A 13570-nucleotide genomic window follows, 5' to 3' on the forward strand; every position below is an offset into this window, starting at 1 on the left:
CACTCCTCACTTCATCTATTTCATTATCAATAGGTCGCTTAAATGCCTAGAAAACTGGCCGAAACCGCAGCATCATTGCTGCAACTTGAACATATCGGGATAAGCCAATACGATGTTTCCCAGCTCCTATGCCAGCATTTAAGTACGTTATTACCGATAGCAGGCGCTCAAATCTGTCACCCCGCTGCACTCACTCTTTGTGCTTTACATGAAGGCTCTTGTTTAATGGAGTCGGACTTTGTCGACACACTCGATAGCACTTGGTGGCAATGGCTTTCCACACTCAGAAGAGATGCTGGATTTGTCCTTATTCCACACTCGTTATTAATTGAGCAAAGGACGAGTTTGGTGTGCCGTCTTTCTTTTGAGGAAGAGCATTCCACCGTACTGATTTTATTGCTAGAAGATGAACAACACTTTCGAGCTTATGCCGATGAATGGCATATGCTTTCCACCGTTTTACAACAATTCTGGCTAACTCAATATATTAAACTGACTGCGGCAGAGAAGCGTCGTGCCGTTGATCACCAATATGGCCTAATTCTCAATAAACTACAGACACAAACTCGCCGTCACCAAGCCATGAGTAAAGTCGCACTCGGCGTCGCCGAACTGACGGCTGCCCGAACCGAATTCGATCTATTAAAACAGAGTGTTAAGTTGTTACGTGAAGAGTTGGGATTAGATCGTGTCGGTACTTTTCTAATTGATCATAAAGTGGGCCGCTACCACGGAGTGTTTGGAACCGATGACCAAAGCCAGTATCGCGATGAATCTGATGATTACTATCCTTACACTCAACTAGACCCTCGATTTTTAAGCGTATTAAGCCAACCAGATAATTGGTTTCATTTAGTGTCAGATATTACGCTTTATCATCAACACCAACCGATTGGGCATGGGTGGAATGCGATGGTGGTACTGCGCAACGAATCCCAAGAGCCTCTTGGCTGGATTGCCATGGATAATTTACTCACCCAAAAACCGTTTGATTTTGATATTCAAGAGGCATTAGAGGTCTTTGCTAAAACGGCTTCACGGATCCTCGTTGAAATTCGCCATAACAACCGAGTTAGAATGATTAGCCAGGCACTCCAGTTGATGTCTCAAGCAAGAAATTCGCTGGAAATCTGCCAACAAGCTGTCGAATTCTCAGTGTCTAAACTTGATATTGATCGCATTGGCATTTTTCTTCCTAGCGATTCTGAGCCGGATAAACTGCAAGGCACTTATGGCGTGGATACCGATGGTGTGATCCGTAACGAAAGTTATTTTTCTATGCCTTATCCTGAATCGCCTTTATTTAATCAGGCCTATGCCACTCCAAATACGCTGATCATGCTCAATGATGTTCCGCTGTGGCATGACAGAAAAATGGTTGGCCATGGCTGGAATGCCGCGATTGCACTCTCAGTTGATAACCAATTGATGGCGCTAATCTGTGCCGATAATTTACTGCGACAACGCCTACTTTCCTCGCATCAACATGAATTAATTCAGTTATTCACTCGTAACTTTGGCGAAATGCTGGCAAGGCTTCGAGGGCAAGAAAAGCTCGAAAGATTAAACAAAACTCTCGAAGAACGCATCACAGCTCGAACTAACGAGCTACAAAGCGTCAACCATAAGCTAGCACTCGCAGCTCGTACCGATAGTTTAACTCAACTCTATAATCGACGAGCCTATGAAGAATTTATTCAAGAATATTGGCAAATCTACCAAAAACAACAACCTATCACACTTGCAGTGTTAGATTTAGATGGATTTAAACAGGTCAATGATCAACTAGGACATCAGGCTGGAGATGAACTGCTTAAACAGTTCGCTAGTCTTTTGCAAGCCACATTCCAGCGATCTGGTGATCGTATCTGTCGTCTCGGAGGGGATGAATTTGCCGTCATCATGTGTGGTGCTGATCAACAAGCACATCACCATTTATTAAATCAATTGATCGCTAAGTTCGCTCAAGAAACAGCACAACATTTTAACGGTCTTTCAGTGTCTATCGGATCTGCCACTGTGATCCCCAATCTCGATATGAACACCGATGGGTTTTTCAGCCTTGCTGATCGAGCACTTTATCAAGCGAAAGCCAATGGCAAACAGCAGTTGGTCATTTATCCCACACCTTGATCAGAGAGCAAATAGGGCTTACTCACACGGGCTGCATTCACGCAGGCCTAATAGAGTAAGCCCTAGGAAGGATCGAATTATGGTTGAATCACCAATTGAGGGGCTAGCCCACTCTCTTTGCTAGAGAAATTCACATCCGATTTCTGATGTGCGGCACCTTTATTCTCTAAAAGCAAAGACAACTCACCTTGCACTATAAGATTCGAGACATCTATCTCTATCCACTCATTCACTTGAGATGGTGAGATCGTCACCGTCGTACCTTGTTGTTCAATCGGCGGCAGGGTGCTCCAAGTTAGGCTGTTTTCTTGCCATGCACTGGATTTTAAACGAGATACCGTGATCGCTCGGGATGCGGCGGTATTGACGTTTTTTACATGCAGTCTCAACACCGCTTGTGAATGGGAGGACAGCGCCTGTTGACTCAAGTCGAACTTTAGAACCGTTTTACGGTTATAGCCCGTAATATCGCTTTTTACGACTAAGTAACTGTTGGTGCCAAAGCTTTGGTTGGCGTATTGCCCATCACGCACAAAAGCATCAGCATTGGCACTCATTGTCACAGGTGGAATAACCGGTGCGGCGTTGAATTCAACCACCACCCCTTTACCGAGCAAACGGGGCTCTTTAGCGGTGACGACCGTCGCTGCCCAAATCGTGGAACCTTCTTCCACTTTTAATTGTACTTGATCACCGATTCCAGGCGTTGCCAACGTGACTTGAGGTGTCGCTTGAGATTCATCAATGACCAACACACTTGGTTTATTCACAGTAACGGTCTTACCACTCGGCAATTGCAGCGTTCCTGCTTGGTGGAACACAATGCCACTCACCTGCTTGCTCACATGCGTTACCGCTTGTATCTGTGGCGTGTTCGATAGAACACTAACCGGCACTGAAGCTGCGTAGTTGGCCACCGCTTGCGCATCACGATTTGGCACCACTATGTACTGATAAGAGGCGTTAGTTGGCTGCCAACTGTGACCCATACGTAACATGAAAACATCGGCAGAAATGGGAGCATCCGGTTGACCTGTATTGATGTTTCTCCAGTTGCCATTTTGGGCTTGGTTATCCATATGTCCATACCAATTGGCCGGGAAAACATAACCAATACCATCATGGTGAACCCAAGAAGCATTCACTAACGGACGGCTGCCTTTGCTATACACTTGTCCATCCACAGTAACAGGCCCATTCAAGCGTGTTTGGTTAACGGTGGTATTCACATATTCTGCTCGGGTAGATTGAATACCTGCGCCTAAGGCAACCAACTCATCATCAAAGCTAAACCACGCTTTTTTGGCTTTGGTTTGGTAAGCATCCATATCCATGACAGCAACGCCATTTCGCCCGTCCGACACGCTGCCAACAAATTGAGTTTGCATTTCGATGCGTCCCCAATCTGCGGGTTTAATCGCAAATTGTGGTGCCGTTGTACCCGGTACTAAAGCCCAGTTCCACACAGGGAAGATGTCATGATATTCATCGCCTCTTTGCATGATGAAAGTGCTACCAAAACCGATCCAGTTACCGAGTAGATTCTCACCGTTCCCGGCTTCAGTGGGTTTGATTCGCTTAGAATTCATCTTGATGCCAATGAAATGGCCATTACCGACTTTGCTGGCATAGTCTGAACGGTAAAAAGAGCGAAATCCTGCGATGCTTTCCGGCGCACCATTCACATGTTGTTTAAACTGCTGCGCTTCAGCCGCGCGTTCAGGAGCCAACGCAGCAACATAATCGGCTTGCCGTAGAATAGGCCCGAGGTTTGCCTTATCTACTCGGCTTAAGCCACGACCTCGCGCATTATAATCCAGCGTGCCATGCCGGCTCATCCAGCGGACACCGTCTAGAAAGTAATCCGCGACAAGACGATTTTTATCTGGGGCAAAATGCCACTGCAAATCGCGAACTTGGTATGCCCAATAAGACGCGGCATCAAAGAAAACATCCCCATACCCGCCGTTATAAAGTTGAGCGCCATGTTGCTGGAAGGAGAAATCAGCTTGCACACCTTCTGCTTCAGTGATCACTATGGTTTCTTCAATGCCACCTAACCCACGTTTCACTTGCGCAGAATCACTACCAAGCAGACCGCCATAGATGACTCCTTTTGAAATATCCGTGCGGTTAGCACCGGTTTTGTAAGGCTCTGTCGGCATGTCTGAGCGTATCAAAGTGCTCAAATCACTGGGTAACTGATTACCAAGCAAAAAGGCCGTTGGGCCGAGATAAATCTGTTTACCAATTTCATTCCACCACCAGTTGCTGTTGGTACGGTCAGCGCTGTACCAATGATAAAGACCCGCGATGGCGCCTGCCGCAAAAGTGACATCATTGGAAAGGTAATATTGGGCAGCCAACGCACGCACACGAGTCAAGTGCTCACGGATAGGCGCTTCTTGAGTTGGAATCGCCGCGTAGTCGATATCCGCCCAATGACCATCCGTTTGCTGATTGGCCAGATATTGCGCTGCGAGTGTAGACAGTGGTTGCCCAAGCCCTTGAGCCGCTTCAACGGCAACCTGAGCAAAATCAGGCGCAATACGCTGCGTGAGGGTTTGAATGTCGTCTGCCAATGCTGATTGACAGATCATATAGGGAGCCAATAGCCACCACTTTGTCTTCAGTTTGTTGATCATCATGGTTTGTTCTCTTTGTAGGGGATTTCATTTGTTATTAGGAGAAACCAAACTTGACGTTGTCGTAAAACTCTCGCTAACACTGGCATCATTGCCGATGTTAGAAACGTGTTTCACTTTGCTGATTGTTTAAACAATTCTATTTGGAACAGTAACACAACAATAATGAAAAGCTTTTTTATTTTTAAGAGAATGTAATTTCGATCAAATTTAAAACATCTGTATGAACTATCAAAATCAGCTGTCTGGAGTAGGAATAAGCACTTTAAATCAACTTAAACAGAGAATTATGTAAAAAGGACGCCTAAGCGTCCTTTGTTCATTTATGAATGAATTCATCACTCAATCCATTTCCATTCATAGCCTTGTAGACGAATCTCAACGTCATATCCCCGTTCATCTACAACAGTCAGCATTTGCGGCAAGCTTGAAAAGTTCACCGCGGTCGCGACGTTCATCTCTGGATAATAGGCCACGTCCACCAATGGATGAGATGACAACCAAGGTTGAGGATATGCTTCATTACCGCCTAGCCATACCAGAATGTGTTGCAACAAGCGCGCGTTGAGCATGGTAAACGGCAGATTCCCTAAGTAAACCGCTCGCCCTTCACCATAATTTCTTGCTGTCAGAGCGAGATGTTGCCCTTGCGCTGCAAGTACGGCCAAATCATCCGCCTGCGGGTAAACGTAGCTTGGATTACCAAAGTCTTCTTCACCAGTAACAAACTGGCTCAGGTAATGATCTTTGGCGATGTTCAGTGGCATGGCGACACGTCCCATGGTCAATGCCGTTTCTTTCTCAAGGCCAAAAACATCACCCAGTTGGAAATAGCGTCCATTCTTTTGCAGTGCAGAAGGATCACATACGCCCAGTAAACCGCCACCATTGGCAACAAATCGACGTAAAGCCACCAGCACTTGTGGATCGGCCCAACACTCGCCACCGCTCCATGCAGAATTCGCATCACCCGTGTTGATGATCACTTTGATGTCATCACCAATGCCGTGCTGGATGATGTCTTCAAAACTGATGAACTCGACTTCAAATGGCAGCCCTGCCAAACATTCGAGTAAGTTATTGCCAACAAACTCCATCACATCCGGACGAGGCGGAACATAAAAACGCTGATCGCGTGCTTGGTTTTGTAACCAGCTACGTGCTTTGCCCCACGAGCTTAATACTGCGACTTTACCCGGCAATTTCTGTGACTCAGTGCGTGCCGTTTTATCCAAATAAGTGCCAAATTCGCGTGAAATCTCACTCACATGGCCAATAAAATGCGGGAACTGGTTAGCTAAGGAGAGATAACCACCGTAACCAATTCGATCCAACGGTTTTTGTAACATCGCGCGGCGAATCTTAGTCCAGTTCGACATGGATTCCACAACCGGATCGTTCCCTTCACGGAACACATCTGGGAAGAAATAAGGATAGAACCGTGCTTCGCGAATTTGGCTACCTTGTGAGTCGGTTAAGCGGCGCAGTGCAACGCCATCTTCTACTGCACCAATGTTGATATCTAAACCAATTTTTTGATAGCTATCCAAGAAAGGTTCGGTACCGATCCAGTGATCACCTTGGAACATGGCGGTTTTTTTGCCGGCTTGGTGAGACATTTCCACCAACTGCGCAGCAAATTCCACCACAAAATCTTGCACAAAGGTCATCCAGTCACGGTAGCGCTGCGATGGCACCTTGTACGTTCCGTTGTAATAGCCTGCATCCACAAAGTCTTCAGGGGAAAGTTTATACCCAAAGCGGCGTTCAAAATCTTCCAAGGCACGCGGGCTAACGGTTTCACCGTAACCCGTCCAATCACGATAGATATCTTGGTTCTTTTCACCAGTATCAATCACAAAGAGGAAAGCGAAAGTCGTGAAACGAACCACGGTCGTGTGCGGGTGCTCATCCAGCCATTTTTGGAAATGTGCCAGAAGATGTGCTCGACACTCGGGATGATAAGGATCCAAACTCTTGATTTTTGGCCCTTTCCAATCGTTAGTTAGCGCGTTATACATGGATACGCTATCCCAAACCTGGCGTGCCATGAAAGTCACCGTGTATTCATGGTAAGGCACCGCTTGGAAAATCGTCACCTGCTGGTGAGCGGCATCAAACTCCCACTGCGCAGCAGGAATCACTTGGTTCGTTGTGCGGTTACGCACCTCCCACCACTGTTTAGGATCGCTGTCGTCATCCAGCTCATACTTGTCTTTGCTGTAACCTTTTAGTGGTGTCAGCACTAAGGTTTCATCCATTGCCGTAATAGGGAAAGACATCAAGTATTTACGGTGCAAGTACTCTGGGTGTTGGTTCGCAAAGGCTTGGTCGGCGCGCACTAAACACATGATCGAATAGATTTCGCTGTCTTGCTCTGCCAGACAAGCTGGCATGCTGGTGCCATCACTATCGCGCAGTGCATCCGCTTGCCAACGCTGATATAAATCCAAAACTACCTCTTCCTGTCCCACTTCGACAGGCAGGGTCATATGCCCTTTACGTGAGGTCATCTTAGTCATCTTTCATACTCCGAAAAGTTGCGATTCTAGGCTGAACTCCCTCAGCCTAGAGAAGAGAGGTTACTGACTTACCAGAAGAAGTTCCGGTAGCCGTTTGCACGCATCAGTGCTTCTAGATAGTAGTAATCACCATAAGGCAGCATGTTGTTGCAAAGACCAATTTTGACGAAGGATGCGCCTTCCGCCAGCAGACCGAGAGCCTGTTCATCATCGGTTAAATCGCATTGCTTCATGAGACCTTGCAGCAAGAACAGGCCCCAATCGCGGTACATTTTTGCTTCTTGTTCATCGTCAATGCACTGCGCAATCAGCAGCAAGCCTGCCGCGGTAATCGCACCAGCAGAGCTGTCCTTATACTGAATTTCATCAGCCGGTAGGCTGTAATCCCACACAGGTACACCATCGTCCGTGATGTGGTCAGTCGCGTATTTCGCAAGCTGCTTCGCGAGCGTTAAAAACTGCTCATCACCGGTATAAAGGTAGGTTTGGGCAAAGCCATGAATCGCCCATGATTGACCACGAGCCCAACAAGAATCATCCGCGTAACCTTGGAAAGTCTCGCCCTTAAGCGGCTGTTGAGTCACTGGATGGAAATTAAATGAGTGATAGGTTGAGAAATCATCGCGCACTATGTGCTTGGCTAAGGTTTCACTGTGGCGCTTAGCCGCATTCGCATAGACCGGTGAACCTGTCATCTTTGATGCCCAAAAGAGCAATGCCGTGTTTTGCAAAGAATCGATGATCGATTTTCCTTGGGTGATTTCAGGCCCAAGGGGATGCGTATCGTTCCACGCAACAATGTAACCGCCAATTTTTCGGAAGCGATGAATAAGATGATCGGCGGCGCGAATCGCCATCATCTTGGATTCTTCATCCCCAGTCAGTTGGTAGTCCGCAACACAGCTTAAGCTGTATTGAAAACCTAAATCATGATCCAACCAGAACGGATCCAAAAGCATGTTGGCAAAGTAAGATTTGCGCAGTTTAGCGCTGTTTTTAAAGGTTTCTTGGCCTGTCATTTGGTAACAAAGCCAGAGTTCCCCCGTCCAAAATGAGGATACCCAATCAAATTGGCCACAAAATTCCCATTGATGATCGTGAGTACCGATTTTAGGGTTACGCTCACCAATTTTCGGAATATTACGTGCAATAGCTTCCACCACTTTACTCAGATGATTGAGTACCCGAGGTTCATCTAAAGTGCTTGGCAATGGTCGAAGTGCAATAGGTTTGGTCATATAAGTCATTCTCATCAATGATTCGATTTGCTTCATAAGCAAGCTCATACTGAAATCATAACTTGCTTATGAAATATTCACATCACGCCGAGTCACATTTTCCAAAACGTCATTTCAAAACAAATATGCTAAGTTTGTGACTCATACGCGGTGAATTGCAGGCTTACTAGCGGGCTAACCAACCACCGTCTACGGCAATGGTATAACCATTGACGTAATCAGATGCTGGCGAAGCCAAGAACACCACGGGGCCAGCTAAATCGCTTGGTAGACCCCAACGTTGCGCCGGAATGCGTGACAGAATTTCTTGGTTACGATCGGCATCCGCTCTGAGTGCCGCCGTGTTATTGGTTGCCATGTATCCTGGTGCAATCGCATTAACATTGATGCCTTGTGAAGCCCACTCATTAGCCAGTAAACGAGTGATACCCATAACAGCACTTTTGGATGCGGTATAAGAAGGCACACGGATCCCGCCTTGGAAAGAAAGCATGGAAGCAATATTGATGATTTTTCCTCCTTGACCTTGAGAGAGGAACTGTCTTGCGACCGCCTGTGAAAGGAAGAAAACGCTTTTAATATTGATATCCATGACATCATCCCAGTCTTTTTCGGTAAATTCGATGGCATCCGCACGACGGATAATGCCCGCGTTGTTGACTAGAATATCGATGCGTCCCGCTAATCCCACCGCTTCATCAACGACTTTAGTAATGACTTGCTGATCACTCAGATCGGCCGTCATTGAGAAAAAACGCTGACCGGCCGCTTGAACGAGTTTAGGCGTATCCGCAGCATCGGCATAGTTCACCCCTACAATGTCACAACCCGCTTGCGCTAACGCGACTGCCATTCCTTGACCTAAACCGGTATTACACCCCGTGACTAATGCCACTTTTCCTTTAAGATCAAAAGCTTCTAATATCATTTCTGGATTCCTGTAACTTCGATTTACTCTTTCGTTTTATGAAAGTGATGAATTTTTTTTAAAACAATGTTCCAAACTTTAATTAAGGCAAAAAAATTTATGCGGATATACAAACGTTACTGCTGCTCTTACCTAGCTTGTTGTCGGTAATGCACCGCACTCACACTTCTCAATCTTTCTGCAGCCTGTTCTGGCGTTAAATCACGCTGGCTCTCTGCCAACATCTCATAGCCCACCATAAATTTACGCACAGTCGCGCTACGCAATAGCGGTGGATAAAACAGCGCATGAACTTGCCAATATTGGCAATCTTGCTCTCCCAAGAAAGGGGCACCGTGCCAGCCCATTGAGTACGGAAATGAGCATTGGAAAAGGTTGTCATAACGTGTGGTCAGTGCTTTGATCGCGATAGCTAAGTCCTGACGTTGTTCACCAGACAGTTCCGTTAAACGACTCACTCGTTGCTTAGGTAGCAGCAAGGTTTCAAACGGCCACGCCGCCCAATAAGGTACTAGTGCTACCCAAAACTTTGTCTCAACGACAATGCGTTCTTGCAGCGCTAATTCACGCTGAACATAGTCGTACAGCAAAGGCGAACCGTGCTCAGCAAAATACTCCGCTTGATGTCGATCCTTTTGGCTCACCAGCGTAGGCACAAAGCTGTTGGCCCAGATTTGTCCATGCGGGTGCGGCTGGGAACAGCCCATGGTCGAACCTTTATTTTCAAACACTTGAACCCAAGGATAGTGTTGGCTCAGCTCTTGAGTTTGCTCAATCCAAGTCCGGATCACGTGCTCAATTTCAGCAGATTCCAATTCTGGAAGTGTCTTGCTGTGATCGGCAGAGAAACAGATCACTCGGCTTTCGCCTCGTGCGCTGTGCATTTTAAAAAGCGGATCATTCAACTGTTCTGCAAAGGGGGTGGTTTCCGTTAATGCTGCAAAGTCATTCTTAAACACATAAGTGCCACTGTAGGTAGGATTGACTTCCCCATTGACTCGCTGATTGCCGGGGCATAGAAAGCAGCCTTTGTCGTAGCTTGGTAGTGACTGCTCACTGGCAGATTCTTGCTGTCCCTGCCATGGACGCTTTGCCCTGTGGGGAGACACCAACACCCACTCACCAGTCAACGGGTTGTAGCGACGGTGCGGATGCTCTGCTACTTCAAATTGTTCTAACGTCATGTCTTCAATACTCTCTACATCCCAGATTTCAACTTGATGGCGTTACCTCAACATCCATCACCACTTTCAAACCGTCAGTGCATCTACCGCTTTGCGAACCAGATTGCCGATCTCAGGCCAGTTCTGTTCATCAATCAATTGACCCGGAACCATCCATGTACCGCCACAAGCCAGCACGCTGCTAATGGCTAAATAATCTTGAATATTGGCGGCTGAAATTCCGCCTGTTGGCATGAATTTCACCGGGTAAACCGCGTTCAACGCTTTGAGCATTTCAGTACCGCCCGATGCACTCGCAGGGAAAAACTTCAGTGTCTTCAAGCCCATTTCCATTGCTTGCTCAACAAGGCTCGGGTTATTGACGCCGGGAACTATGGTGACATCACGTTGTTGGCAATATTTGACTATGGTTGGGTTAAAACCGGGGCTGACGATAAAATCGACTCCCGCTTCAATCGCGGCATCCACTTGATCGGTTCTAAGCACGGTGCCCGCCCCAATCAACATCTCGGGATAAGCCTGACGCATTAAGCGAATCGCCTCTGCTGCGGCTTCCGTTCTGAATGTCACTTCGGCACAAGGCAGGTCGTTTTCCACTAAGGTTTTCGCTAATTGCACCGCATCTTCTGAACGCTTAATCGCAATCACCGGAACGATTTTCATCGCACTTAACTGTTTCTCTAATTGGTTTTCACTCATTTTTCTCTCCTAGCATGACTATTCACAGTGCTGGCATTGCCTCTTGCGCGATGATGGCTCCGTAATGGCGTATCACCTGCCCCGCCAATGTATGCCCAGCTAAAGCCGCTTGAATTGCGTCATAGCTAGACAACCACTGATAGAGGTATGCCGCGTTAAACGAGTCCCCCGCCGCTGTGGTATCAACCACATCGTGAATCACCTTTGTCGGTACCCACTGCTCTTTGCCTTGTGTCACAACCATGCAGCCATCACTGCCGGATTTGAGTACCAGTTGAGCCAAACCAAAGGCTTGTAAGCGCGTTAAGGTGTCATTTTGCGTTTTTTCTTGATACAGCTTTTGCTCATCGTCTAGAGTCAGTAATGCCATATGAGTCAGTGCCAACATCTGTTCATAACATTCCTGAGCTTGTGCTGGCGTTGGCCATAAACGCTCTCGGTAGTTGGTATCAAACGCCACTACACATCCCGATTCTTTTAGCTTTTTAATTAAATTCAGTAGCTTGGTTAGTGAGGTTCTATCTTGAATGGCTAAGGTAATTCCCGAGAGATAGATAAGATCGTAGTCAGACAGAATGCTGTACAAGTGGTCATTATCTTCCCGTGCAATCCAGTAACGAGCGGCAGCATCTTGTCGCCAGTAATGAAAATCACGCTCACCATCTTCTCGATTTTCAATCAGATACAAACCGGGTAATTTATCTGCATAACGAGCCACATAAGTAGTATCCACGCCTTCTTGTTGCCAGCTATTGATCATGTCATCGCTAAGATGGTCTTTACCCAATGCGGTAAAATAGCTGACCGATAGATCGACATTGGCAGCGCGAGCTAAACGAGCAAGGTAGACAGCCGTATTCAACGTATCGCCACCAAAACCCTGTCGTAGTCCCGACTGAGTTTTCTGGATCTCCAGCATACATTCGCCCAGCACAGCAATTTTCTTTTTCATAGTGACGCACCTAACACTGCAATCTACATTTCAAGCTATGCAGAGTATTTAATCACACGAGATTTATTTTTAAAACGACATTTCAATTTAAGTTTTGTGTTGTTTTCTTTTCTGTGAGCAAGTTAATAAAACGTCATTTCAAAAATTTTCATTTAAAGTAAGAATGGTAAAGTGCGTACAAGTTGAATGCGGGTGGCTGTGCAGAAGGTAAAAAAGAGCAACACCATTACCAAAATACACCGCCATACAGTTGATTCATGTCACTGGGAGACAAGGTGACATACTTATTGAAAGAGAATTGAGTAATGCAAATACGCCAAGCAATCCATAGCCAACATGCGAAAACCCTCGACACTGAAAATCTACGCAGCCAGTTTTTGGTTGAGTCGATCTTTGTCGATGACCAATACACCATGACTTACAGCCATATCGACCGCATTGTGTTTGGTGGGATCAAGCCCCTAAACCAAACGCTGAGTTTTGCGGCAGACCTAGGCAAAACGTTCGGCGTTGATTACTTCTTGCAACGCCGCGAATTAGGGTTGATTAACATCGGCGGCGATGGCGTGGTGACGGTTGATGGTGAGACTTACCAAGTTGCGGCCAAAGAAGCCTTGTATGTGGGTATGGGGGCTAAAGAGATCGCGTTCGCTAGTGTAAACCCTGCGGATCCCGCGAAGTTTTACTACAACAGTGCGCCAGCTCATCAAGCTTATCCAAACAAAAAGATCACCTTGCAAGAAGCATCACCAGTAACCTTGGGGGATGCCGCAACCAGTAACAAACGAACCATTTACAAGTACATCGTTCCAGATGTGTTGCCAACATGCCAATTGCTGATGGGGCTCACTCAACTAGAGCCAGGTTCACTGTGGAATACCATGCCTTGCCATACTCATGAGCGCCGTATGGAAGTCTACTTCTACTTTGGCATGCAAGATGACGCAGCCGTGTTCCATTTGATGGGCGAACCGAAAGAAACGCGCCACCTCGTTGTACGTAACGAGCAGGCGGTGATTTCACCAAGCTGGTCTATCCATTCAGGAGTGGGGACTCAGGCTTACACCTTTATCTGGGGTATGGTGGGTGAAAACCAAGTCTTCACCGATATGGATCATATCGCAATGCAAGACTTGCTATAACCAAGCGATTTCCTCACTTTTTGGCCAACCTAAGCGATTAGGAAAAGTGATGAGATCGTTCCATGGATAACATGGAAACACATCGATTGGATTCAATGAGTCTCTAAGTTACCCGATAACTTGGATG

9 protein-coding genes are annotated in these 13570 nt (G+C 46.7%); 2 read left to right on the forward strand and 7 right to left on the reverse strand.

What is annotated here, in order from left to right:
- Positions 1-42 precede the first annotated feature (42 nt).
- Positions 43-2133: a sensor domain-containing diguanylate cyclase gene (locus tag MKA69_RS17420; RefSeq protein ID WP_305848567.1), complete on the forward strand. Its 2091-nt coding sequence runs from the start codon at positions 43-45 to the stop codon at positions 2131-2133.
- Positions 2134-2210: 77 nt separating this feature from the next.
- Here the strand turns inward: MKA69_RS17420 and MKA69_RS17425 are convergent, their stop codons facing one another.
- The 7 genes from MKA69_RS17425 to MKA69_RS17455 all read right to left on the reverse strand — a co-directional run bounded on the left by MKA69_RS17425 (position 2211) and on the right by MKA69_RS17455 (position 12301).
- Positions 2211-4781, reverse strand: coding sequence for a polysaccharide lyase family 8 super-sandwich domain-containing protein (locus MKA69_RS17425; protein ID WP_081022443.1), 2571 nt, complete (start codon positions 4779-4781; stop codon positions 2211-2213).
- Between the two features lie 335 nt (positions 4782-5116).
- On the reverse strand, positions 5117-7300 hold the full coding sequence (gene gnpA, locus MKA69_RS17430; protein ID WP_055044798.1) for a 1,3-beta-galactosyl-N-acetylhexosamine phosphorylase: 2184 nt from the start codon (positions 7298-7300) through the stop codon (positions 5117-5119).
- Between the two features lie 68 nt (positions 7301-7368).
- Positions 7369-8538: a glycoside hydrolase family 88 protein gene (locus MKA69_RS17435; protein WP_181710979.1), complete on the reverse strand. Its 1170-nt coding sequence runs from the start codon at positions 8536-8538 to the stop codon at positions 7369-7371.
- Between the two features lie 166 nt (positions 8539-8704).
- Positions 8705-9466, reverse strand: a complete 762-nt coding sequence (gene kduD / locus MKA69_RS17440) for a 2-dehydro-3-deoxy-D-gluconate 5-dehydrogenase KduD (RefSeq protein WP_000599675.1) — start codon at positions 9464-9466, stop codon at positions 8705-8707.
- A gap of 128 nt (positions 9467-9594) precedes the next feature.
- Complete coding sequence (galT, locus tag MKA69_RS17445) at positions 9595-10650, reverse strand: galactose-1-phosphate uridylyltransferase (protein ID WP_305848568.1); 1056 nt, start codon at positions 10648-10650, stop codon at positions 9595-9597.
- Between the two features lie 66 nt (positions 10651-10716).
- Positions 10717-11349, reverse strand: coding sequence for a bifunctional 4-hydroxy-2-oxoglutarate aldolase/2-dehydro-3-deoxy-phosphogluconate aldolase (locus MKA69_RS17450; protein ID WP_095469053.1), 633 nt, complete (start codon positions 11347-11349; stop codon positions 10717-10719).
- A gap of 22 nt (positions 11350-11371) precedes the next feature.
- Positions 11372-12301: a sugar kinase gene (locus tag MKA69_RS17455; RefSeq protein WP_095469052.1), complete on the reverse strand. Its 930-nt coding sequence runs from the start codon at positions 12299-12301 to the stop codon at positions 11372-11374.
- A gap of 305 nt (positions 12302-12606) precedes the next feature.
- Here MKA69_RS17455 and kduI point away from each other — a divergent pair, with 305 nt between their 5' ends.
- Positions 12607-13443: a 5-dehydro-4-deoxy-D-glucuronate isomerase gene (gene kduI, locus MKA69_RS17460; RefSeq protein WP_001167140.1), complete on the forward strand. Its 837-nt coding sequence runs from the start codon at positions 12607-12609 to the stop codon at positions 13441-13443.
- Positions 13444-13570: the final 127 nt, after the last annotated feature.

The organism is Vibrio sp. AH4, assembly GCF_030710545.1.
In the GTDB taxonomy this organism is placed as follows: domain Bacteria; phylum Pseudomonadota; class Gammaproteobacteria; order Enterobacterales; family Vibrionaceae; genus Vibrio; species Vibrio metoecus.